Here is a 21,648-nt window from a genome sequence, read left to right as displayed (position 1 = left end):
TAGGGAGTCCTATACGAATCAATTGAGGGAGATGTTCGCTTGCTTGACGACGTCGGCAAAGTGAGCGGAGTCTTGTTCTTGCGCGCGAGTAACGCCCGCTGCGTCCGTCGGCCAGCGCTCGAAGCCGAAGGTTCTAAAGCGCTCTTGCAGCGCCGGCGTGGTCAACGCGGTGGCGATGGATCCGCCGAGTTTTTGAGAAACGTCTGATGGCGTTCCTTTTGGAACAAATGCGGCAACCCAGGTCTTGAGCGTGAAATCCGCGGGCCCTCCAGCCTCAGATACCGTGGGAATATCAGGATAGAGGCTTAGGCGTTGCGGTGCGGCCAGGGCTAAGAGCTTCACACGTTTGGCTTGGTACAGGTTTTGCACGGTCGCTGCTGTACCGAAGGCCCAACTGATCTCTCCGTTAGCAACAGCCGTATACAGCTGCGGCAATTCCTTGAAAGGGACGTGGACCATGGACGTCTGCGTTTTCTGCTGAAAGAGCGTCGAGCCAACGTGTGCGACACTGCCTATTCCCCAACTTCCATAAGTCAATGTCTCCGGAGCCCGACGCGCCGCCTCAACGAGATCGGTCACGTTTTTCCATGGGGAATTCGCAGCGACGACAATGAAGAAGTTCGTCGTGTATATGGGCGCGACTGGCGTGAAGTCCTTCATGGGGTCGAACGGCATCTTGCTATATAGGTGAGGCTGCAACGTCATATGGGTGTTGTCGACGATAGCAATCGAATAGCCATCCGGGGCAGACCGTTTGACTTCGCCGATGGCGAGCCAGCCATTGGCACCGGGCTTGTTTTCGACAATGAATGGCTGCTTCCATGCGTTCGAGAGCTGCTCTCCTACCATTCGAGCGACCGCGTCGGGGCCACTTCCCACGGAGTAGGGGAGAACGGCCCGTACGCTTCGGTTGGGATATGCGGGTGCTTGCGCGTAGGTGTTCCAAGTTGCCGTGAACGCAATCAAGGAAAAAATCAGAGTTTTCTTCATGTCTCCCCCATATTGTATGGGTGGTTTTATGGAATGAGCTGGGCGTCCTTTTTGCCCGTACGCTCGGTTCTTGCTTCAAAGGCTGCGGTAAAGGTGGGGTCTCGCTGACGCAGGTCTTCGTGACTGACTTGTCCTGTGCGCCGCATGTAGTCGTAGGCGAAGGAGACCGGGTCCAGGTACATCTTGTCTGCCACGTTTTCATACCAATCCAAGCTGCGCGCGGCCGCGGTTTGGAAGCTTGTGGACGGCGACCGACGCAGAGACTCAAAGACGGCGAATGCGGCGCGTGCATCAGACGGATACTGTCGAAGCCCCTGGTGCAGCGCGATAGCGTCCTGCATGGCCATGCGTGTTCCCGAGCCCAGCGAGAAGTGCACGGTGCGCAGAGCGTCGCCGAGCAGCACGACGTTGCCGTGCGACCAGTTTTCATTGCGCACGATGTTTGCTTCGAACCAGAGCGAGCGGTTTCCGAGAAGCTCGTTGGCGCCTAGGTCGTTGCGAAATACGTCCGCGCAATAACGACGGCTTTCCTCTTCGCTGGCGTTGTTCAGACCTGCTCGTGTCCATGTGTCGGGGTCGACCTCGACCAAAAAGGTACTGAGCTCAGGGCTGTATTGGTAACTATGGGCGATAAAGATGCCATGCCCAGTCTGACGAAAGATCAAGGACACTGGGTGGAAGCGCTGGCGTGTGCCATACCAGGCGAATTTATTGCGTCGCTTTTCGAACGTGGGTTGAAAGTGTTGAGCGAGTTGAGTGCGGGTCTGGCTGTTGGAACCGTCTGCGGCGACGACCATGTCGAATTCTGCGGTCAGGAGCGAAACGTCTCCGACGCGGTGGTCGTACTTGATTCGAACGCCGGCCTTGACACAAGCTTTTTCCAGCACTTGAAGCATCTTGAGTCGAGCGGTACGGGAGAAGTGATTGCCTTGAACTTGGATCCGCTCGTCCCGGTGAACGATCTCCATGTAGTCGCACCGTTCATGATGCGCGATAAAGTCTTTGAAGAAATCCGGGTCTGCATCCCGCAGAAAGTTCAGTCCGATGTCTGAAAAGACTACGCCCCAACCGTACGTGGCGCCCTGAGGGTTCTGCTCGAACACTTGAATGTCATGACCTGGGTCGTTCTTCTTAGCCAGCAGAGCAAAATACAGGCCGGCGGGACCGGCCCCAATGATTGCAATTTTCATACTTGGGGACTCCGGGACGAGGCCGCCATAGGATGGGCAGCCTGATACGTGACCAAGGCGTCGCGCATGATGGCGGGAATGGGGATTGCCCGGCGTTCGCCGCGCGCGACGCAGATGGGGGTGAGCTTCGCCACAAATGCGGGGTGGCCGTGCACAGTACCCGTAATGTTCAGGGTGTATGTGTGTTCGCCGATATGTTCGACAGAGACGGCCATGTCGAATTCTTGGTCGGGCCAAAGGGTGGCATGGAAATCGAAGGTGAGCGCCCGCGTGGGAGTGCCGAATCCGTGCTTGTCTTTGGATGATTGCGGGGTATTTCCGAGCAGGCGTTCGTAGAAAAGCTCTGCCGCGGAGATGACGTACTCGCTAAACGTGACGGTGTATACGACGCCGGCCGGGTCGCAGTCACCCCATTTGACGCGCCTGCGAATCACAAAAGGCGAGTCGCTGACGATGTATTCGGTGGCGATCATGATGCCCGTCCTGCTGCTTCGGCTTCGTTGTTGAGCTTTTCGGCGATCGCTTTGCGCAGGGCTGCCTTGTCGAGCTTGCCGACCTTTGTCACGGGGAAAGCTTCGATTTCTTCTACGCGTTCCGGGCATTTGTATTTTGCAAGGCCCTGGGCGACGAGATAGGTCAGGAGCTCCTCGACGCTCGGGGCGTTATGACCTGGTCGAGGGACAATGAAAATGCACCCTTTTTCGCCGTATAGCTCGTCAGGCATCGCGACTAGTCGCGCCTCGGACACTGCCGGGTGGCCGCTCACCAACGCCTCAACTTCTTCGCACCCGATTTTTTCGCCACCGCGATTGATGTTGTCGCGTAGGCGTCCCTGAAATGCGTAATAGGTCTTTCCGTCATGAACCAGCTCGGTCATCATGTCGCCGGTGCGGTAGAATCCGTCGGACGTAAATGCTTTCGCATTGGCTTCGGGCGCATCGAAGAAGCCGGGAATGGTTGCGGGACCACGGAAGCAGAGTTCCCCCATTTCACCGGCTTGGACCAGGCGTTCGCTAGCCGGATCAAGCAGGCGGATTTCGTCCTCCGGACAGCCTGACCGTCCTTGTGTCCGGTGGCGGACAAGTTCGGAAGCCGTATGAGACGTACCCAGCAGCAAGCCTTCTGTAATTCCAAAGAGGTTGGAGCAACGCACCTTGAGGTGATCTTCCAATCGGTCGGCGGCGCTCATCGTGGTGAATAGCCGCAGAGACGACAGGTCATGCCGCGCCAGATTCTCGTAGGCCATTAACTGCGGCGCGATGGGGCCGATTGAAATAGCGCGGGTGACGCGATGTTCTTCGATCAACTCCAGCATGCGCGGGACATCTACGCGCGGCATCAACACCGCGGAAAGCCCTATGAGAATCATGGGCATCAGCACGTAGACTTGAGCGGCGTTATGCAAGAGCGGCAACGCCCAGATGATTCGGTCGTCTTCCTCCATTTCGTACATGCGCGCGCACGCGAGGGCGTGTGCCAGGTACTCAGCGTGAAAGCGGGGAATGATCTTCGGAATACCAGTAGTGCCGCCGGATAGTTGAAAGGCTAAGACATCTTCGGATCCAGGCTGGTCCTTCGCAAGACGCGCGCGCGCTTGCTCAAGTGGCATGCCGTCGATTAGCGCTTGAAGCGAGGCTGCGTCACCGGCAGAACCTCGGGCGACAATGAGGTGTTCCAGGCTGCCGTGCGATCTCATCATTTCTTTGGCAAAACCGACGAGATCAAAGGAGCCGAAGTCGGCTTGGACAAAGTAGCAGCGCGCGGCGGATTGCCGGACAAGCTGGCCGATCTCGAGCGCGCGATGCTGGGGCAGCGAGCAGATGGGAATGATGCCTGCCTTGTAGCAGGCCAAAAGCGTCACCGCAGTCTCAAGGGTCGTGCCCATTTGAAAGATTGCGCGGTCGCCTGGACTTAATCCGGTATCTAGCAGGGCTGCGCCCAGTCTTTCACTTTGCGCGTCTAGCTCGGCGAAGGTCAGGGCGCCCTGATCAGTAATGAGTGCAAGGCGATCGCCGCAACGGGTCGCGGTATCACGTAGAACCTGGCCAACCGTTTGCGCACGCCAGGCGCCACTACTGAAATAGGCCCGCGCTCTTTCATCCGAGTGGTAGGTGACGCCCTCTATGGGGAATTTAATATCTCGCATGTGTCTCCTCCCCGTTTATCAAGCTTCGGCAGGTTCAATTCGAACCAGGTCTCGGTCCATCGTGGTGATGTTGCCGCTTACCCCACCGGTGAACAGGCCATACCAAACGGCAGGCTTTAATCCCAACGTCTTGCGCCGAAACTCCACAGGACCGGGGCTCTGTATGCAATCGAAGTACTCTCCAGCATGGACGTCGCATTCGGCACGAGATTCGGCATCACGCACAAGGGAAGAGAATTCTTCGACTCGCGGCACAAAGATACGAACGCCCGAGAACTGTTTCGATTCCGCCTCGCCAGCGGACTCTAGCAACGCCGCTTTACGAGCCCAGATGTGGTCCACGTGGGTGACGCGCCGGCCGGCGGACATCGCTTCATCTTCGAGTTCGATGGCGGCTTGAATGGTCAGGGCTGCGTCGGCTGCATCTACTGCAGCCAAGGGACGAAGCTTGCGGGTGAACTCAATGAAGTATCCGTTGGGATCACGAACGTAGATGGATTCAATGACCTCGTGGCGGGTTTCGACGGAGACATCCAGACCAGCGGTTTCCAGCCGCTGTTTCCACGCCTTCAGCTCGTCTTCGTCTTGGACAAGCCACGCGGTGTGAGTCGCATCGCCAACATGGTCGTCAGGGAGAGGGCGCATGCTACGGCGTTCACGTACCGAATCGGGCTCGTCGGATCCCAGGTAGTAAAAGAAAGCAATAGTGCTGCCTTGGCCGCTGTCAAAGAAGAAGTGCAGGAAGTCCGGATGCGTTTCGGGCCCCCAGCCGCGCGCCGAAATAACGTGTACCAGTGGCAGGCCCAAGATATCGCGATAGAAGTTGATCGTTTCGCGCAGACGCCAGGTGGGGCGTGCGGTGTGGTCAACGCCATGTAGCGCCAAAGAGCGGGGCTTGGTAGGAGTTGAAATCATTGAGCTACTCCGATATAGAGTTAAAGAAAGCGCGCTTGCAACCAGGAGGCAAGTTCGCGGCCCGCTTGATATCGGCCGGGCTCTTCCTGTTCCAGTAGTGCGCGTCCGTGGTGATCGCCTCGGATGCGCAAGTGCTGTTTGTCCTGTGCGCTGATCGCGTTATGGATGTCCCTGACATCAGCAGGAAAGCAGGCCTGGTCGCCGGTGTATTCGATGATCAATGTCGGCTGGATAATTGACGGGGCAGTCAACGCGAGGGCGGCGTTGGACGATAGCCCTGACCATGTGGATAGCCAGCTTTCAGGGGTGCAGAAGCGGGCGAAACCAACGGCTCCGAAGTTGGACGCGTAGGGGTCTTTGCCCCACAGCGAGCCTGGGTGACGATCCGAGGGGTCGATGCTGAGATCTAAACAGCGCAAGTCGGCGTCGGTACGCCAGATGGTCATGACCGGGGTGTGAGCTGCCCGTCTCCGCCCTTCTGCGGAGGTGTTGGCTCCGGTCTTGATCTGCTCGCGCGCATCAAGCCGCATGGCAATGATCTCGCGGGCGCGTTGGTCCAGTCGTGCGACCCGATTCCGTTGGGCCGCGCGGTAGTTAGCAATGAATTCGCGGGAATACCGCGCCTCTCCCGCCTTCCGATACCCGTTGTCGGGACTGAGCGGATCGAGCGCAGCGACGACTGACAGGGCGTCATCTTCATCAGCAACCGATGGGTCGATGCAATTAAGGAGCAGGGCGCCCTGGCCAGGGTGAGGGCCGACGAGCACCATACCGTCGACCGCGAGCATATCCAACTCCGGAAGGCCGCTGCGCTTGCCGCCTGGCGTGCGGGCAATTCGTTGGGCAGCAGGAAGAGATGACTGTTGGATATACAGGCTGTAGAGGCCCGCGCCCCCTGAGTTGCCCAGCAACACGATGTTCTTGAAACCTTGATCGCGCAAAAAGCGCATGCCTGCGGCAACGTCATGCAGGGCAATCTCGTGCTCCAGTCGCAGATCATTGCCGACGGATCGCGCGCCTTGCGACCATGCTGCACATCCTGATTCGACGATGTCGGGAATGAGGTAGTGACAGGCCATGAATTCGCGGGGATGCATTACGCAGACGACGGTATCTGGTCGATCCCCAGCGGGTAAGTACAGAGATCCAGAAGTTGCGGCGTCGTCATCCGTGCGCAATACGACGTTGCGGGTCGTGGCTCCCGACGGCAGGTCACGCGGATTCCAGTCGGTATTCAGGAAGCCGGCATTGACCCCATTTGTGGTCAGTTCTTTGGTCACATTGGTCTCCTACAGATGTGCCTCGCATCGAATTTGTCTTATTAGACGAATTATTGACACTAGTGTCAATTGATTTGGTCAATTTGACGCGTACGTCAGTTTGCGGACAATAGAGACTGCAAAAGATCAATTAGGGACAGGTATCGGCGCTATGCACGATCGCAATGGGGAAAAACGTGGTGAATGACATTTCGACAAAGGTCAATCTGAAGGGCGACGCGTTGCGAAATGCGATTCTGGACGTGGCAGCAAAGCTGTTCATTGAGAGAGGATCGGCCGGCACAAGTATTCAAAACATCGCCGAACGGCTGGGACTGAGCCGTACTGCCGTCTACTACTATTTCAAGAGCAAGGATGCGATTCAGCGCGCGCTGACGGAAGAGGTGCTGGCCGATGCGCGAAAGCTGGCAGGAGACACGGTCGCGCGCGATGACCTCGATCCGGTGACCGCGTTACGTGCTCTAGTGGCTCAACATGCTCAATTGATACTGTCGCGTCCTGCCGAATTTCGAGTTGCGGATCGCACACAAGCCGATATGACTAGCAAGCAGCGCGCAGCGATGCAAAGTGCGCGGCGCAATGTGCTCGATAACTTCAGTAGCGTGATTGAGCGCGGGATCCGTGAAGGTCAATTCCGGATGGTTGATGCGCACGTAGCCGCCTTCAGTCTCATCGGCATGTGCAATTGGTCGGCTTGGTGGTACAAGCCATCTGGCAGATTGAGCATTGCTGAAGTCGCCGATCTGATGGCGGAAATGGGCGTCAATGCGCTATTGCGTGACGAGGCGCGCAGATCGCGCTCGCCAGCAGATGCACGAGAGTCTCTGCGCCTGGTTCGGGAGGATCTGGATTACCTCGAGAAGATTATTGACAGAGCTGCGGATGCTACATGACGCTCGGCAGAGTCAATTTTTCGAGTCATTAAATAGCGCTGCGTGGACCGATGTTTTATCTGGCCCAGGCACCAGTTTGGAAAGATCAGGTGGTACCGCGACGCACAACAACTTCAGACTTTTGATGTGGCAAGCCATCCTCCTCCAACGAGGACCAATGCTATACCTATCCCTGTGGCTAAAGAGATTGGCTCATTAAAGAACAACATCCCGAACGCGGCACCGTAGACGACCCAACTATATCGAATGGGGCCAACTACGCTGGCACTCGCTCGTCTGAATGCGTTGATATTGCAGTACTGCGCCAGAATTGCCACGGGACCCAGTATCAGGAAAGCGAGTAGCCACTGTATCGGTATGCCATGCCAATTGGCGAGCCCCGGCCAGGCGAGAATCAATGATCCAAAAAAGTTCACATAGAAGAGCACAGTGAAGGTGGATTCGGCACGAACGAGTGTCTTTATCAGGATGCTTTCGAGTGCGACAAGCAGCGCTCCCAACAGCGCGATGAGCGCCGGCCCGGCGGAGTCTGTACCCCACACAGAGAACGCTCCTTGTGACCCTACCACCGTCATCGCGCCAGTCAAGCTCACTATCGTGCCCATCCATTGACGCGGCGACACATGCTCGCGCAGAATAATGACACCCAATAGAACGGTAAAGAGTCCGTCCAATAGGCCAATCGCGCTCGCAGACGCGACAGGCATGTGGGCGGCGGCGAATATGGCAGCAACACCGCCGATACCACCGGCTGCCGCCCGGCATGCATGCAAAACCGGTTGGGTTGTGGAGAGAGCCCGGGCGATGTCGCGTTGCGTCAATAGCGCCAGTGCCATCGTCGCGAATCCGCCGACATATCGAAGCCACATGATCTGCAGGGCGGAGGCGCCGGTCCCGCTAAGCTTTCCGGATACATAAATAAAGGAAAACAACCCCATGCCAGCGAGAGCCCATAGCACGCCGTTCAGGTTCGAGGCACCTTGCACTTGCATCCGTTGATAGTTGTTGTTCGATGGCACGGCTTGAGAATTACTCTCATGGTATGGTGAGAGCAGAGATTACGACGTGACTTCGACCTCGCGCTTTCAAGAAATTGCGGTTTGATGCGCAGATTATTTTGCAGAGGGTTCCATGAGGTTCAAATGGGTTCCAGGTGCAGCCCATAGTGCGCCGCGCTCGATCATCAATACGGTCCCGACCATCAGAATTCGTATGGGCGTCGGATATGGTGCAGAGGCATTCTATGGTCAAGCGCTACGTTCGGTGAGTTGGCCTGCCGGGGCGTTCGAGTTCGTTCCTCCCGCAATAGAGCATGTTCATACAACAGGTCTGGATGCAGACTGGCTGTCGGTAGAGTTCGACGTGGCTGAGTGGCAGGATGTCATAGGATGTGACGCGGCGGAGCGTGATTTGCTTCGTTGCGATGCTGGACATAGATGTGCGAATTTTCCGGCATTAATGAGATCTGCTTATCGCGTGCTGACTGCCGCACCTTGCGAAGCAGATTTCTTGCGGCAAGAGTTGGGAGCCGAATTTGCGAATCAGTACCGCCAGTGCATAGATCCAGTATCTCTAGGCCGACGGTCAAGTTCGCTAAATTCGACTATTGTCAAACGGCTAGCAGACTTGGTGGAAGAACGCTTGCACCGGGACATAGGGCTGGAGCAAATGGCGAATGAGGCGGGATTGAGCAAGTTCCACTTCACCACCGCTTTTTGCCGCGCAACCGGCGTCACGCCGTATCAGTACATTGTCAGTCGGCGTCTGAACAGAGCTCAGAAGTTGCTGCGAAACACAAATGTGCCCGTCACCACCGTAGCCCTGGATTGTGGCTTTTCAAGCCACGCGCATCTTACTTCTGCGTTCACGTCCAGGTTCGGGGTTTCGCCGACGATTTACCGTCGAATTGTCTTTCATTGATTTTTATAGATGAAGAATCTAAGCATTCTTAACGGAGCAACCATCGCATTCGACCTGGACGGCACCTTGGTCGAGTCAGCTCCAGATCTGATCGGTGCTGTGAACGCAATCCTTATGTCGGAGGGCTTTAAGCCCCTAGCGTATGAAGCAGGCCGTCCGTTTATTAGCCGTGGCGCGCGATGGCTGTTGCAGTGGGGGCTTGAGAACGCTGGTGATCCAGATCCAGCAGCCCACACAGCGGCTTTGTTTGGCCGTTTCATTAGTTACTATGCTGAGCATGTTGCGGACGAAAGTAAGCCCTTCCCTGGCGTGATCGATGCTCTGAGGATTCTGAAGTCGGCAGGCGCGAAGCTGGTGGTATGCACCAATAAACCCACCGATTTGTCACGAACGTTGCTGGCCAAACTAGATATGGCAGATTTGTTTGACGCAATAGTAGGATTGGACGCCGTAAAAGCGGCCAAGCCTAATCCCGCCCATCTTATTGAGGCCGTGGATGCCGTAGGCGGCGATCTTGCGCGCACAGTCATGGTAGGTGACGCTGACACCGACGCCGGAGCCGCAAGATCTGCTGGGACTTCTCTGATCTTGGTCGACTTCGGCTATACCGAAATCCCCGCTGCCGAACTGGCCCCAGACATTCTGCTGCATCACTTTGATGACCTAGTGGGCGCTTGCGTCGCCTTGCTCAATGACGGGTAACCGCTTGGATGGCGAGGTCATTCTCTACCCGGCTTTCGAACGTAATAGATATCCCATTCACCTTCAGAAGTCGGCACGAAGCCATGGCGCTGATAGAAACGGTTTGAACCGCTACCGCGCAAGGCTCCTAAGCGGATTTCCATGTGATGGGCGTCTGCACCTTTGAATACGTCGCGCAAGACTGCGGCGCCAATCCCCTTTCCCTGATGGTTGGGCAGGATGTAAAAATGATCTAGAAGCCAATGGTCCTCTCGTGGGCGAATCAAAATGAAGCCAGCTCGAACACCGTCAGCGACTATGAATCGGCACAGATAGGGATCAAAAGACGCCAGAAAGCGCTCTCGAGCACGTTGTGGGTCAAAACGCCCAATGCGCTCTAGGCTCTCGCGCATTGCAGCGATACGAATGTCGACCAGTACATCAGCATCGGATGAATCTGTACTAGCAAAGCTTAGCTTCAAGCCGGCCGCTGCCGACAAGAATTTAGTGTTCAAGACTTTCCCCTTGTTATCAGGCTATTTTGGGTTAAATCGAAGACTCCTACAATAGGTCCAGTCCCATCGTATAGCCACTGACAAGGAAGACCCAAAAAACATGAGCCATCGCATTGCACGACCGTCGCCTCGTTGTATAGATACGATCATCTTTGACCTGGGTAATGTTCTCATCCGGTGGGACCCACGCCATCTGTTCAGAAAAATCTTTGGTTCTGACGAAGTCGCAATGGAGCATTTTCTATCCGTCGTGTGCACTCCAGAATGGAACGAGGAACAGGACCGTGGCCGTCTATGGAAGGACGCTATCGCAGAAGCGGTCGCACGACATCCGGAACACGAGTCGAACATCAATGCCTATTTCGATCGTTGGTCAGAAATGATACCGGGCGAGGTCGAGGGGACAGTCAAGGTTCTGGCGCAATTGCGCGACCTCGACCTCCGATTGCTGGCGTTGACAAACTGGTCGGCAGAGACGTTCCACATTGCGGAGGCACGGTTCCCATTTTTGAATTGGTTTGAGGGAATCGTGGTTTCCGGCCGCGAACGTGTCATCAAACCCGATCCAGCCATCTTTAAGCTGATCATCGATCGCTACCATCTGAGCCCCGAGAAAACGGTCTTCATTGATGACAACGTCCGCAACGTTGACGCGGCAGAGCGAGAAGGCCTTCACGGCATTCATTTTCAGAACGCAGATGAGTTGGTTGCCCGGTTACAGGAGTTGGGTGTCTTGCCTCCTGACAGGGGTTAAACAAGGGATAACGTGGCAGGCGTGATGCGTACCTGTCGATACTTAGGCAAGACCTATGCTAATGACGACGTCCAAGTCAGAATATTCGTCAAAGCCGCCGTGAATATACGAACCCGCTGCGAGCAGCGCGGTCAGCCGCGTATCTGCAGCGACTGCCGCGCGGACATTCTCCAAGTACCGGCTGTGTAGAGCTGGGGCGTAAGGGGCTGGGAGCCTCGGGACGCTCGCCCTACAGGGTAGGTTGCGGAATCGGCGTGTCTTTCGGCAGCGTGCCCGAAATGCGCGATGGGCAATCCGAAATCCCCCACTTGGTGACCACACCCTTCTCTATCATGAATTTTTCTACGCATACGTGATATGCAGAAATAGGGCCCCAGACATGTTCGTACGAAACGATTTTTGCCCCGCTTTCAAGCGTATAGCCATTTTTGGGAGGCCCCCACTTGGAAATCAATTGCTCTTCTGTGCTGCCGACCCAGGTTGCATTGGCGTCGTTGTAGGTTTTGTTCCGCTTGCCCATCAGCATGTTCATCTGTGCAGAAGTACATCCCGCGAGCAACGACGGCAGAACAACAAGCAGTGCTAATTTTTTCATTTTGAGTATTACCGCAAAGTTCGACTATTGAGAGCTGAGTGCTTGATTTTCAAGGCGTCAATGTATCAGAAACCTTGCCGCCTCGCCGCGGGCATTTCCACAGGGCGCCTGGGGCGGCTTCGGTATTCTCCAGCCTGTTATTTACTTGCCTTGCGAGTCGCCAGCGATCTTCCTGGCCGTCAGCGTCACGGTGAAAAACTCGCCGCGCTTATCGGCCGAAACGGCATCCAGCTGGTTACTTCCATAATCGGCATGTTGCCCGTTCTCGAATCGAGGGTAATACCCTTTCCAGAAATAGCGCGCCTGTGTCCCGCCCGCGAGCACTTTTTTCGCAGGCAGCCCGGCTACGAAGCGCGTATCGGCGATGTCCGGCCGCGCTCGCAAAGCGACTCGGGCCTCGGTCAATGTCCAATGGCATACCTCGCGCCCGTAATAATTCTCATCGAGCAGCATGTCGGCATAAATGGTGCCTACATACTCGGTGGCGGATATACGGGAAAGGCGGAATGGTTCGTGGCTGGATAAGCTCGGCACGTGGCCGGACAAGGCGTTGGATTTTCCGCAACGGGCGCCGTTGCTGGCGTCAAACTGCACAGTGCCCTCTACCACCGTAAACGGCGATTTGCCGTCGGCTGTGCTTGAGAGATCCGACGCATTGGAAAGTGTCAGCCGTATCTCATAGGCCTGTGTCGGAGTGGGGTTCAGCTTGCGCAGCGGCGGCGTGAGCGTGTTGGGTGTGGTGTCAACTCTGGCCTGGGTATCGGCGTAATTAGACCCACAGCCGCCGGCGGCCAGAAGGATCAGCGTCGGCAATGCCCAGCGTAAGGCCGGCGATGAGAGATATCGAAAGGCGCGCGACAATGTCGATGTTTCCTATGTTAGCTATTAGATGTTTACTCAACTTTACAGATATCCCACAGCTTCATGAGTTCTGTAATGGACATATTGATAGTAGACAGCTTCACGCCATCCCTAGCCGATATCGACACGCCCAGAAGGAAGCTGTTGAAGGCATTGCCCATGGCACGAGCATGCGTGCCCTGGGCAAGCTCCCCCGTGACAACACCGCGTTCGACACACCGCACAAAGCCTTCCAAAGTGCGTGCTCGCGATGCCGCAAGGGGCTTTACAACGTGGGCATGCTCTGGCGTGGGGGCGCTCACGATGCCCAGCGTCACCATGCAGCCCTTGGGGTGACCCGGTTCGCACTGCATTTTCGCCGATCCGCGCAACGCACGCTCAATCGCCTCTCTTGGTGGTATCCCATCGTCCCAAAGGCAAGCCGTCACTTGAGCGTAGCTCTCCAGATAGCACTGGACCACTTCGCCGAACAGGGCCTCCTTGGAACCAAAGGCGGCGTAGAAGCTCGGCGCAGAGATTCCACCGCCCATACACGCCTTGAGCTGGCTTAAGGACGTCGTTTCGTACCCCTGTTCCCAGAACAGGTGCATCGCTTGCTTAACGGCTTCTTGGCGATCGAATGTCCGCGGGCGTCCCATCTGCGCCATATGCACCTCCCAAAGCTTCCTTACGGATTTATATCCTAGTCGATACATAAATCGTTGACAAGAGTGGCGTGCATCGATACATTTATATCAATCGGTACATATATTGAGCAAAGAGGCTCGAAGCACGTGCCGAACCCTACGCCTCAGAAGGAATTTGTTGTGGAAAGAACACCGGCCCAGCGAGCACAGTCCGATCGCTTACCTATCACCGCATTGCTAGCACTAGCCATGACCGGCTTCATCTGTATCGTCACGGAGACGATTCCCGCAGGCCTGTTACCGCAGATCAGTTCCGGGCTCATGATCAGTCAGGCGGCTGCTGGTCAAATGGTGACAGCCTATGCACTTGGATCGTTGTTGGCGGCGATCCCCCTTACCATCGCAACACGCGGTTGGCGGCGTCGCAATGTGTTGCTGTTAACCATCGGCGGCTTCCTCGTTTTCAACTCGATTACGGCGTATTCGAGTCACTATGGGCTGACGTTGTTTGCACGATTCTGTGCCGGTATGGCAGCCGGATTGGCCTGGAGTTTGGTCGCGGGATATGCACGCCGCATGGTCGAGCCCCATCAGCAAGGACGAGCGCTTGCCGTAGCAATGGTAGGCACCCCCATCGCACTCTCACTTGGCGTGCCGTTGGGCACCTTCATGGGCGCTGCTATCGGCTGGCGTTCCTCATTCTGGGTCATGTCAGCTTTGGCACTGACGCTGGTTTTATGGGTTATCGCAAAATTACCTGACTATCCTGGCCAGTCCTCCCGGGATCGCATGCCTCTGCGTCGCGTTTTCACGACGCCAGGCGTGCGCCCCGTTCTAGCGGTCGTTGTAGCTTGGATGCTGGCGCACAACATTCTGTATACCTACATTGCGCCATTCGTCGCGCCCGCTGGTCTAGGCGAGCGGGTTGACCTTGTTCTATTGATCTTTGGTGCGTCGGCGCTTGTGGGAATCTGGATGACAGGGAAACTAGTCGACAACTTTCTGCGAACCACTGTCCTGACAAGCCTAGCTGCATTTGCAATCACAGCTCTCATCTTCGGGATCGGTGCAAGCACTCCGCTCGTCGTCTACTTGGGTGTCATGGTTTGGGGAGTGACGTTTGGCGGTGCCGCCACGTTGCTGCAGACCGCACTGGCAGATGCCGCTGGAGGCGGCGCAGATGTTGCGCTTTCCATGAACGTGGTGGCATGGAATACCGCCATTGCGGGAGGGGGAGTCGTGGGGGGCATGCTTCTCGACATTTGGGGTGTCAGGTCATATCCATGGGCGCTCGTACTACTGCTAGTCGTCGCGCTGCTGACCACATGGTTTGCGCACTCACATGCTTTCACGCCTGGACCACGACGCGCAAAAACGCAGGCTTTTGGTCATTGATAGAGTGTGTTTCGGGCTAGAAGCCGGAAAGCGTGCTTTCGTACTCTGTGAAAACTGGCCAGTTCAGAACCCGACCGCGTCTCTGCCCTTTAGGCCCAGCATGACGCGCGCTTCGTCCGGTGTGGCGACTTCCAGCGACAGCGCTTCCAAAATGAGCCGGATCCTGGATACCTGTTCCGCGCACGATTTGGCTAATTGGCCTTTGCCGAGGTAGAGGCTGTCCTCCAGCCCCACGCGGACGTTACCGCCCATGATGGCTCCCATAGTCACTAGCGGTAATTGATGGCGCCCAGCCCCCAGCACCGAAAAGCGATAGCCGCCGCGGCCAAACAGCCGGTCGGCGGTGGTCTTCATGGTGGCAAGGTTCTCTGGGTCTGGCCCCATGCCGCCCAATATGCCGTAGATGCTCTGGATGAACAGAGGTCCCTGCACCACGCCTTCGTCTACGAAGTGGGCCAGGTTGTACAGGTGCCCCAGGTCGTAGCACTCGAACTCGAACCGCGTGCCGCATTCCTCGCCCAGCACTTTGAGAATGTGGCGGATGTCGCGGAAGGTATTACGGAAAATAAGGTCTTCCATGCCTTCCACATAAGGCTTCTCCCAATCGTGCTGCCATTGCGAGATGCGTCGGGCCGCGGGATGGATGGAAAAGTTCATCGATCCCATGTTCAGCGAACACATTTCAGGTTTGGCGCGCAGTGGATAGGCCAGCCGTTCCTCCAGCGTCATGCGTGTGCTGCCGCCGGTCGTGATGTTGATGACCGCATCCGTGGCATCGCGGATGCGCGGCACGAACTGGTCGAAAATGGCCGGATCTGCGGTGGGCCGCCCGTCGCGCGGGTCGCGAGCATGCAAGTGGAGGATGGCTGCGCCAGCCCGAGCCGCGTCCACTGCCTGCTCGGCGATCTGGTCTGGCGTCAACGGGAGGTACTCGGACATGGTGGGCGTATGGACCGATCCGGTTACCGCGCAGGAGATGATGACCTTGTCTTGGCTGATTTTCATGTTGATATCTGGGGTTGAGATCTTGTAGATGTGCTGGGCCTACACGGCAAGCCATTGGGAAACCAGTGATTCGTTCGAGCCCAACGCTTGCGGACTGCCCTCGAAAACGATGCGGCCGTGGCCCATGACGCAGACCCTCGTCGACACCTTCAACGCGATGGTCAGCTTCTGCTCCACTAGTACCACCGACACGCCCTTGCGATGCATGTCCTGGATGCATTCTCCGACCTGGACGACGATCTTCGGCGCCAGGCCTTCCGTGGGCTCGTCGATCAACATGACGAGCGGATTGCCCAGCAGCGAGCGGCAGATGGTCAACATCTGCTGCTCACCGCCCGACAGGCTGCCGGCCTTGGTGTTGCGCCGTTCCTTGAGGCGCGGGAAGTAATCGAACATCTGTTCCACCGTCCAACGATGGGCGCCGGACGCAGGCCGCTGCTCGCCCATGCGCAGGTTTTCATCGACGGTCAGGTTGGCGAACACCTCGCGCTCTTCGGGCACGTAGGCCAAGCCGGCGCGATTGATCGCATAGGGACGCTGCCCGGCCACGTCTCGGCCCAGCAGGCGCACCCGACCGGACGTGGGTGGGACCAGGCCCATGATGGCCTTCATCGCGGTCGAGCGCCCGGAGCCGTTTCGACCCACCAGGCTGACTACCTCATCGCGTGCCACCTTCAGGTCCACGCCATGCAACACATGACTTTTTCCGTAGTGTGCATGCAGGTTTTCGACTTCGAGCAGTGTCGTCTCTGTCTGGTTCATGCGCTCACCTCGTCGCCGAGATAGGCTTCGCGTACGGCGGCGTTTGCGCGGATTTCGTCCGGCGCACCGGTCGCCACCACCTGTCCGTAGACCAGCACACTGATACGGTCACTTAATGAAAAGACCACGTCCATGTCGTGCTCCACGATCATCAGGGTACGTCCTGCCGTAGCCTCGCGAATTAACTCCGAGGTGTATGCAGTTTCTTCATGCGACATACCGGCCATGGGTTCGTCCAGCAGGATGAGCCGGGGGTCTGAGGCCAACGTCATGGCGATCTCCAGCGAACGCTGCTCGGAATACGCCAGCTCTCCGGCGATGGCCTTGGCCTTCGACGTCAGCCGGACTTGCTCCAGCAGGAGTTCGGTTTCGGCGCGGATGCGTCGGTCACGGTCGATGAACTTCCAGAACGCGTACTGCAGGCCATGTGCGCGCATCACGGCCAGCCGGAGATTTTCGAAGGTGCTCAGACGGGGAAAGAGGTTGGTGATCTGGAACGAGCGGGCCAGCCCCAGGCGATTGATCGCCTGGGGCGAACTGCCGTTGATTTCACGGCCCTCGAACCGGATCGATCCAGAGGATGGAGCAAGCTGGCCAGACACCAAGTGAAATAGCGTGGATTTCCCCGCCCCATTGGGACCAATGAGCGCGTGCCGTTCGCCGACACGCACGTCCAGGTCTACGCCCCGGATAATCTCCGTTGGCCCGAAGGATTTACGCAGGTCCTGGATGCTGAGGATGGATGCGCTCATACGGCTTCCTTCGAATCAAGGACATGCGGTGCCAAGGTCGGCTGAGCAGCTTGGGCGGACTCGCAGGCGGACAGCCGTAAACGGTAGCGCCACGCCAGCAGGGCGGCCACTGCAAACAGCAGTGCGGGAAGTCCCCAGGTGGTGACCGAGGACACTTGCCACGGATGCCCGAACAGCGTCACGCTCGGCCAGGCGCCGCCGGAATCGAGTTGCAGCATGGCGCGGTATTCCTGCGAAAACAGGCGCTGCAGCAGTTCGACGAGGAAGACAGTTCCCGCAGTGGCAGCTGCCGCTGCTCCCACGGCCAATCCGAACAACGGCATCGTCCGCGCCAGCCCGTAACGCTGGCGCAAGCTCGCCGCCTGGCCCACAAGTCCGCTCAGGCCAGTGGGCATGAACATCATCACCAGCACGAACAGGATGCCCTGGTAGAGCAGCCATGAGCGCGTCAAGTCTGAGACGAAGTAACCGAAGAACGTCATCAGCGAGGCGCCCAGCGCGGGGCCGAGGAACACCTGGACTCCGCCGATATAGGTGTTCAGGACTGCGGCAGCCGACAGCGCCGGATCGAACACCACATAGTTCGCCGATTCGTTCGATATCACCTGCAGGCTTCCAGCCACGCCGGAGAACATAGCCGACAGCGCGAACACCAGCGTGGCCACGCCATGCACGTTGTAGCCAAGAAAGCGCAACCGGTGGCTATTCTCGCGCAAACCCAAAGTCAGCCTGCCCAGTGGCGTCCGGGTATAGGCATAGAGCAGGGCCAACGACACCAGCACCCAGGCCAGGGTCAGGTAATACACCTGAGTTGTGGACCCAAAGTCGAACCCCCACGCAGGCATGCGCATGGTCGATAGGCCTGCTTCACCGCCAAACACCCCTTTCAGATGGGGCGCCAGCGAATGGACCAGTTCGGCGATGGCCAGCGTGATCATGGCGAAATAGGTGCCGCTGCGCTGCGTGGCGAACCAGCCTGCGATTCCACCGAAGATCAATCCGCCCACGGCGCCAGCCAACGGCATAAACGGCGTGGGCAACAGTCCCGCGCCGCCCACGGCGTTCATGGCATGCACTGTGGCGAACGCGCCCACGCCGAAATACGCCGCGTGGCCGAACGACAGCATGCCCGCCTGGCCACATAGCAGGTTGTAGGCGCTGGCGAACAGCGCGGCGATCAGCATCTGGATGGCTGCATTGAGCAAGCCCTGCGACAACAGGTAGGGCAGTGCGGCCATGAGGACGAGGCCAGCCAGGCCGGCAATCAAGTGGATTCTCATCGCATCATTCCTTCTCTCCCATGAGACCGCCGGGCCGCAGCAATAGGATCAGCAGCATCAGCGCGAATGGCAGCGTCGCAGCGAGACTCGATAGCTTGAGTGTCATCAGCCCGCCCAGATTGCGCGCCCAGTCGCCGGCGCCAACTAGCGCCAAAGCGTCGGCCAGACTGCTGTCCACCGTCACGGCCAGCGAAGTGATGATGCCGATCAGCAGAGAGGCCAGCATCGCACCAGCCAGCGAGCCCAGTCCGCCGACCACGACCACCACGAATACCATCACGCCTAGTTCCAGCGCCATGTTCGGATTGGTGGTGTAGAACGCCCCGGCCACTGCTCCCGCCAAGCCGGCCAGGGCCGCTCCTGCGCCGAACACACCCATGAACACCAGCGGCACGTTGTGACCCAGGGCCTCAGTCATGTGCGGCTTGTAGATGGCGGAGCGCACCACGATGCCGACGCGCGAGCGCGTCAACACGAGGTAGATCGCGATAAACATCGCGATGGCAATGCCGCCCATCAACAGTCGATAGAACGGGTACTGCGTCGCGCCAATGCTGAACGCCGAGAAATCGAGGGAAGTGGGAATGCGATAGTCGACCGGATAGTTGCCATAGAACAGTTTGATCGACTCGGCGATGATGAACGACAGGCCAAAAGTCAGCAACAGCTCGTGCGCATGGCCATGCCGGTGCACCCGGCGCAGGAAGTAGCGCTCCACCACCACTCCGATTAGCCCAACCAGCAGCGGCGAGACAACCACGGCAGGCCAGAAGCCCAGCGTTCCCTGCAGCGTGTAGGCGAAGTAGGCGCCCAGCATGTAGAAGGAAGCGTGTGCGAAGTTGAGCACGCCCATCATGCCGAAGATGAGCGTGAGCCCGGCGGACACCATGAACAGCACCAGCCCGTAGATGATGCCGTTCATCAAAGAGAACAGGAGTTGTTCCATGGTTCGGTCAGCCAGGACGCTTCATCTGGCAGCTAGCCTGCGGCGGCGTGGCGGCCTCGTGTGCCGAGAGCAACAGCACCGGCGTGAACCCCATGTCCGTGCCGTCCACCTTCAGTTTTGCGTCGCGCGACACGACCGACACCACCATCGGCATCTGAACCTGGTGATCCTGCTCGCGCATGCTCATCTCGCCCATGGGCGTCTGGATACGGGCCGACTCCAGCGCCTTGGCGAACGTATTGACGTTCAGTTTTCCATCCTCGGGAGGTGTGCGCTTGAGTGCATCGGCCACCATCAGCATGCCGAAGAACGTCTGCGGCTCGACAAACACGGGCGCGCTGCCGTTCTTGGCGCGGTAATCGTCTACGAACTGCTGGGCATCGGCCTGACCTGCCTCGGCGTTGAAGGTATGCACCACAAAATTGCCTTGGGCCAGGTCGCCCGCGTTGGCCAGATTGCCTGGTTGATCCAGGTAGACTGTGCCATAGCGCGCCTTCAGTCCCGCCGCCTTGGACGCCTTCATCAGCAAGAGCAAGTCGTTGGACCAGTTGCCCGTGATAACGGTGTCTGCGCCGGAGGCCGCGATGCGCGCGACGTAGGGTGCGAAATCCTGGATGCGATTCACGTCGTGCAGTGTCTTGGCCACGACTGTATAGCCGCCGGCCTTCTGATTGTCGACGGTGGCCTGCTCCATGTCCTGGCCCCAGGAATAGTTCTGGTTTATGGCATAGACCTTGGTGCCCAGCGCGTTCGCTTTTTTCATGCCCTCGATCAGCGCTTTGACGCGGACTTGCGCATTGCTGGCGAAACGGAAATGATAGAAATTGCACTTCTCGCCGGTCAGCTCTAGTGCTTCGGCGCCCACGTTGATGTAGACCATCTCCTTGCCCGCGTTGCGTAGGTTGTATTTGCGTACGTCTTCGGTAATCTGCCCTCCGATGGCCGATGAAGCACCCTGTACGATGAGATGAACGCCATCGGCAGCAGCTGCCTTGAGTTTGTCCGCTGCGCCGGCGGGACCGCCCTGGTTGTCGTATTCCAGCAATTGCACCGGCTCGCCGTTCCATCCTCCGGCCTGATTGATCCGGTCCACCGCAAAGCGCACTGCCGAGCGATAGGCCTGCCCAGAGGAAGCCTGTGGGCCGGACAGCGTTTCGACCAGGCCTATCTTGACAGGCTCCGCCGCGGCGGGAGCGGCGCAGGCCGTAGCCACTATGCAGGCGCCGGCGATGAGAGATATATCGAGCTTGCTCATGTTTTGTCTCCTTTTTTTAATGAAAATATTGAAGGGCCGGTTGGCCACGCTCTAGAGATACTCCACGTTCCCATCCACGCTGATCGCTTGGCCCGTGATATTGCGCGCGGCGGGTGCACTCAGGAACAGCGCCGTGGCCGCGATGTCTTCGGCCGTGACCATGCGGCGCAACGAAATTTTCCGCAGATACTCTTCGCGCATCGTTTGGACCGGCACGCCCGCGACGGCGGCGCGCGCGCCGATCACGCCGTCCATGCGCTCACCCTCGACCGTTCCTGGCAGGATCGCGTTGACGCGCACGCCGTGCGGGCCAAGTTCGATGGCGAGGGATTTCATGAACCCGATGAGCGCCCACTTCGTCGATGAGTAGGGCGTGCGCAAGGCGTAGCCCAGCCGACCCGCCACGGAGCTTATCGCGATGAGACCGGGGTTGTGGGTGGAGGCCTTTAACAACGGCACCGCGCGGTTGGCGAAATAGAAATGACTGTTGAGATTGACGTCGACGGTCCGCTCCCAATCGCCCCTTTTGAGTTCCTCGATCGGCCCCGTGGGACCTGCGATTCCGACGTTGTTGACCAGCACGTCCAGGCCGCCCAGCGCGTTTTTCACATCGTCGAATACTGCATCCACGTCCCGCGGCACCGAGGCGTCCGCGGCGCTCGTTGTCATGCCGGGAACCTCGGTCGCCAGCCGTCTCAGCGCGGCGTGATCGATGTCGCATACATGCACCCGGGCGCCCATCTCGCAGAACGCGCGGGCTACGACCGCGCCGATGCCGGACGCGCCCGCAGAAACCAGTACGCGCAGGCCGGGCGGCGGTCGCAGCGAATCCATAAAACTTGTATGCACCAAGGGTTCCTCCTTTCTCATAACGGCAGTGTCTGATA

The 21,648-nt window shown here is 58.0% G+C and carries 23 protein-coding genes; 5 read left to right on the top strand and 18 right to left on the bottom strand.

Features of this window, described 5'->3' with window-relative positions:
* Positions 1-18: 18 nt before the first annotated feature.
* From ACYVI2_RS26575 to ACYVI2_RS26550, 6 genes are read right to left on the bottom strand one after another with little or no spacing between them, the layout of a single operon-like run.
* Positions 19-990, bottom strand: a complete 972-nt coding sequence (locus tag ACYVI2_RS26575; RefSeq protein WP_415817207.1) for a Bug family tripartite tricarboxylate transporter substrate binding protein — start codon at positions 988-990, stop codon at positions 19-21.
* A gap of 26 nt (positions 991-1,016) precedes the next feature.
* The gene (locus tag ACYVI2_RS26570; RefSeq protein ID WP_415817209.1) at positions 1,017-2,180 is read right to left on the bottom strand and encodes an FAD-dependent monooxygenase; all 1,164 of its coding nucleotides are present in this window, start codon (positions 2,178-2,180) and stop codon (positions 1,017-1,019) included.
* A complete protein-coding gene (locus ACYVI2_RS26565; RefSeq protein ID WP_415817211.1) occupies positions 2,177-2,653 on the bottom strand; it encodes an acyl-CoA thioesterase in 477 nt (158 codons plus the stop codon). The genes ACYVI2_RS26570 and ACYVI2_RS26565 overlap by 4 nt, the downstream gene beginning before the upstream one ends.
* Complete coding sequence (locus ACYVI2_RS26560; protein WP_415817213.1) at positions 2,650-4,326, bottom strand: AMP-binding protein; 1,677 nt, start codon at positions 4,324-4,326, stop codon at positions 2,650-2,652. The genes ACYVI2_RS26565 and ACYVI2_RS26560 overlap by 4 nt, the downstream gene beginning before the upstream one ends.
* A gap of 18 nt (positions 4,327-4,344) precedes the next feature.
* Positions 4,345-5,241 (bottom strand): VOC family protein, encoded by an 897-nt coding sequence (locus ACYVI2_RS26555; RefSeq protein ID WP_415817215.1) that lies wholly within the window; start codon positions 5,239-5,241, stop codon positions 4,345-4,347.
* Between the two features lie 20 nt (positions 5,242-5,261).
* Positions 5,262-6,521: an alpha/beta fold hydrolase gene (locus ACYVI2_RS26550; RefSeq protein ID WP_415817217.1), complete on the bottom strand. Its 1,260-nt coding sequence runs from the start codon at positions 6,519-6,521 to the stop codon at positions 5,262-5,264.
* Between the two features lie 176 nt (positions 6,522-6,697).
* On the opposite strand from ACYVI2_RS26550, the gene ACYVI2_RS26545 reads away from it, so the two are divergent.
* Positions 6,698-7,414: a TetR/AcrR family transcriptional regulator gene (locus ACYVI2_RS26545; protein ID WP_415817219.1), complete on the top strand. Its 717-nt coding sequence runs from the start codon at positions 6,698-6,700 to the stop codon at positions 7,412-7,414.
* 113 nt (positions 7,415-7,527) lie between these two features.
* Here ACYVI2_RS26545 and ACYVI2_RS26540 read toward each other — a convergent pair whose 3' ends face one another.
* Positions 7,528-8,433 (bottom strand): DMT family transporter, encoded by a 906-nt coding sequence (locus ACYVI2_RS26540; RefSeq protein WP_415817221.1) that lies wholly within the window; start codon positions 8,431-8,433, stop codon positions 7,528-7,530.
* Positions 8,434-8,545: 112 nt separating this feature from the next.
* Here ACYVI2_RS26540 and ACYVI2_RS26535 point away from each other — a divergent pair, with 112 nt between their 5' ends.
* Both ACYVI2_RS26535 and gph read left to right on the top strand, forming a co-directional pair.
* Entirely contained in the window at positions 8,546-9,334 is a 789-nt protein-coding gene (locus ACYVI2_RS26535) for a helix-turn-helix transcriptional regulator (RefSeq protein WP_415817223.1), read from the top strand.
* A 9-nt stretch (positions 9,335-9,343) separates the two neighbouring features.
* Positions 9,344-10,036 carry a phosphoglycolate phosphatase gene (gene gph / locus ACYVI2_RS26530; protein ID WP_415817225.1) on the top strand — a complete coding sequence of 231 codons (693 nt, stop codon included), beginning with the start codon at positions 9,344-9,346 and terminating at the stop codon, positions 10,034-10,036.
* 17 nt (positions 10,037-10,053) lie between these two features.
* Here the strand turns inward: gph and ACYVI2_RS26525 are convergent, their stop codons facing one another.
* Positions 10,054-10,497, bottom strand: coding sequence for a GNAT family N-acetyltransferase (locus ACYVI2_RS26525; RefSeq protein ID WP_415817732.1), 444 nt, complete (start codon positions 10,495-10,497; stop codon positions 10,054-10,056).
* 133 nt (positions 10,498-10,630) lie between these two features.
* On the opposite strand from ACYVI2_RS26525, the gene ACYVI2_RS26520 reads away from it, so the two are divergent.
* The gene (locus tag ACYVI2_RS26520) at positions 10,631-11,284 is read left to right on the top strand and encodes an HAD family hydrolase (RefSeq protein ID WP_415817227.1); all 654 of its coding nucleotides are present in this window, start codon (positions 10,631-10,633) and stop codon (positions 11,282-11,284) included.
* Positions 11,285-11,513: 229 nt separating this feature from the next.
* On the opposite strand, the gene ACYVI2_RS26515 is transcribed toward ACYVI2_RS26520, so the two are convergent.
* The 3 genes from ACYVI2_RS26515 to ACYVI2_RS26505 all read right to left on the bottom strand — a co-directional run bounded on the left by ACYVI2_RS26515 (position 11,514) and on the right by ACYVI2_RS26505 (position 13,387).
* On the bottom strand, positions 11,514-11,879 hold the full coding sequence (locus tag ACYVI2_RS26515; RefSeq protein ID WP_415817229.1) for a hypothetical protein: 366 nt from the start codon (positions 11,877-11,879) through the stop codon (positions 11,514-11,516).
* Positions 11,880-12,020: 141 nt separating this feature from the next.
* Complete coding sequence (locus ACYVI2_RS26510) at positions 12,021-12,740, bottom strand: hypothetical protein (RefSeq protein ID WP_415817231.1); 720 nt, start codon at positions 12,738-12,740, stop codon at positions 12,021-12,023.
* Positions 12,741-12,772: 32 nt separating this feature from the next.
* Positions 12,773-13,387 (bottom strand): TetR/AcrR family transcriptional regulator, encoded by a 615-nt coding sequence (locus tag ACYVI2_RS26505; protein ID WP_415817233.1) that lies wholly within the window; start codon positions 13,385-13,387, stop codon positions 12,773-12,775.
* Between the two features lie 228 nt (positions 13,388-13,615).
* Between ACYVI2_RS26505 and ACYVI2_RS26500 the strand changes: the two genes are divergently transcribed.
* Positions 13,616-14,761: an MFS transporter gene (locus ACYVI2_RS26500; RefSeq protein ID WP_460490376.1), complete on the top strand. Its 1,146-nt coding sequence runs from the start codon at positions 13,616-13,618 to the stop codon at positions 14,759-14,761.
* Positions 14,762-14,824: 63 nt separating this feature from the next.
* Here ACYVI2_RS26500 and ACYVI2_RS26495 read toward each other — a convergent pair whose 3' ends face one another.
* From ACYVI2_RS26495 to ACYVI2_RS26465, 7 genes are read right to left on the bottom strand one after another with little or no spacing between them, the layout of a single operon-like run.
* A complete protein-coding gene (locus ACYVI2_RS26495) occupies positions 14,825-15,766 on the bottom strand; it encodes a beta-keto acid cleavage family enzyme (RefSeq protein WP_415817235.1) in 942 nt (313 codons plus the stop codon).
* Between the two features lie 39 nt (positions 15,767-15,805).
* A complete protein-coding gene (locus ACYVI2_RS26490; protein ID WP_415817237.1) occupies positions 15,806-16,528 on the bottom strand; it encodes an ABC transporter ATP-binding protein in 723 nt (240 codons plus the stop codon).
* Complete coding sequence (locus ACYVI2_RS26485) at positions 16,525-17,280, bottom strand: ABC transporter ATP-binding protein (RefSeq protein WP_415817239.1); 756 nt, start codon at positions 17,278-17,280, stop codon at positions 16,525-16,527. The genes ACYVI2_RS26490 and ACYVI2_RS26485 overlap by 4 nt, the downstream gene beginning before the upstream one ends.
* Positions 17,277-18,560 (bottom strand): branched-chain amino acid ABC transporter permease, encoded by a 1,284-nt coding sequence (locus ACYVI2_RS26480; protein ID WP_415817241.1) that lies wholly within the window; start codon positions 18,558-18,560, stop codon positions 17,277-17,279. Before ACYVI2_RS26480 ends, ACYVI2_RS26485 begins: the two co-directional genes overlap by 4 nt.
* A 4-nt stretch (positions 18,561-18,564) precedes the next feature.
* Positions 18,565-19,506 (bottom strand): branched-chain amino acid ABC transporter permease, encoded by a 942-nt coding sequence (locus tag ACYVI2_RS26475; protein ID WP_415817243.1) that lies wholly within the window; start codon positions 19,504-19,506, stop codon positions 18,565-18,567.
* Positions 19,507-19,513: 7 nt separating this feature from the next.
* A complete protein-coding gene (locus tag ACYVI2_RS26470; protein WP_415817245.1) occupies positions 19,514-20,761 on the bottom strand; it encodes a branched-chain amino acid ABC transporter substrate-binding protein in 1,248 nt (415 codons plus the stop codon).
* A 51-nt stretch (positions 20,762-20,812) separates the two neighbouring features.
* Positions 20,813-21,595: an SDR family oxidoreductase gene (locus tag ACYVI2_RS26465; RefSeq protein WP_415817736.1), complete on the bottom strand. Its 783-nt coding sequence runs from the start codon at positions 21,593-21,595 to the stop codon at positions 20,813-20,815.
* Positions 21,596-21,648: the final 53 nt, after the last annotated feature.

The sequence above is a fragment of the Bordetella tumbae genome, from assembly GCF_054780995.1.
The sequence above is the reverse complement of the archived record's forward strand: the minus strand, read 5'-3'. Positions and strand labels throughout refer to the sequence as shown.

Coding starts and splice junctions, on each gene's coding strand:
- ACYVI2_RS26575 (WP_415817207.1), bottom strand. CDS start 990: ATGAAGAAAACTCTGATTTTTTCCTTGATTGCGTTCACGGCAACTTGG.
- ACYVI2_RS26570 (WP_415817209.1), bottom strand. CDS start 2,180: ATGAAAATTGCAATCATTGGGGCCGGTCCCGCCGGCCTGTATTTTGCT.
- ACYVI2_RS26565 (WP_415817211.1), bottom strand. CDS start 2,653: ATGATCGCCACCGAATACATCGTCAGCGACTCGCCTTTTGTGATTCGC.
- ACYVI2_RS26560 (WP_415817213.1), bottom strand. CDS start 4,326: ATGCGAGATATTAAATTCCCCATAGAGGGCGTCACCTACCACTCGGAT.
- ACYVI2_RS26555 (WP_415817215.1), bottom strand. CDS start 5,241: ATGATTTCAACTCCTACCAAGCCCCGCTCTTTGGCGCTACATGGCGTT.
- ACYVI2_RS26535 (WP_415817223.1), top strand. CDS start 8,546: ATGAGGTTCAAATGGGTTCCAGGTGCAGCCCATAGTGCGCCGCGCTCG.
- gph (WP_415817225.1), top strand. CDS start 9,344: ATGAAGAATCTAAGCATTCTTAACGGAGCAACCATCGCATTCGACCTG.
- ACYVI2_RS26520 (WP_415817227.1), top strand. CDS start 10,631: ATGAGCCATCGCATTGCACGACCGTCGCCTCGTTGTATAGATACGATC.
- ACYVI2_RS26515 (WP_415817229.1), bottom strand. CDS start 11,879: ATGAAAAAATTAGCACTGCTTGTTGTTCTGCCGTCGTTGCTCGCGGGA.
- ACYVI2_RS26505 (WP_415817233.1), bottom strand. CDS start 13,387: ATGGCGCAGATGGGACGCCCGCGGACATTCGATCGCCAAGAAGCCGTT.
- ACYVI2_RS26500 (WP_460490376.1), top strand. CDS start 13,616: ATGACCGGCTTCATCTGTATCGTCACGGAGACGATTCCCGCAGGCCTG.
- ACYVI2_RS26495 (WP_415817235.1), bottom strand. CDS start 15,766: ATGAAAATCAGCCAAGACAAGGTCATCATCTCCTGCGCGGTAACCGGA.
- ACYVI2_RS26490 (WP_415817237.1), bottom strand. CDS start 16,528: ATGAACCAGACAGAGACGACACTGCTCGAAGTCGAAAACCTGCATGCA.
- ACYVI2_RS26485 (WP_415817239.1), bottom strand. CDS start 17,280: ATGAGCGCATCCATCCTCAGCATCCAGGACCTGCGTAAATCCTTCGGG.
- ACYVI2_RS26480 (WP_415817241.1), bottom strand. CDS start 18,560: ATGAGAATCCACTTGATTGCCGGCCTGGCTGGCCTCGTCCTCATGGCC.
- ACYVI2_RS26475 (WP_415817243.1), bottom strand. CDS start 19,506: ATGGAACAACTCCTGTTCTCTTTGATGAACGGCATCATCTACGGGCTG.
- ACYVI2_RS26470 (WP_415817245.1), bottom strand. CDS start 20,761: ATGAGCAAGCTCGATATATCTCTCATCGCCGGCGCCTGCATAGTGGCT.
- ACYVI2_RS26465 (WP_415817736.1), bottom strand. CDS start 21,595: ATGGATTCGCTGCGACCGCCGCCCGGCCTGCGCGTACTGGTTTCTGCG.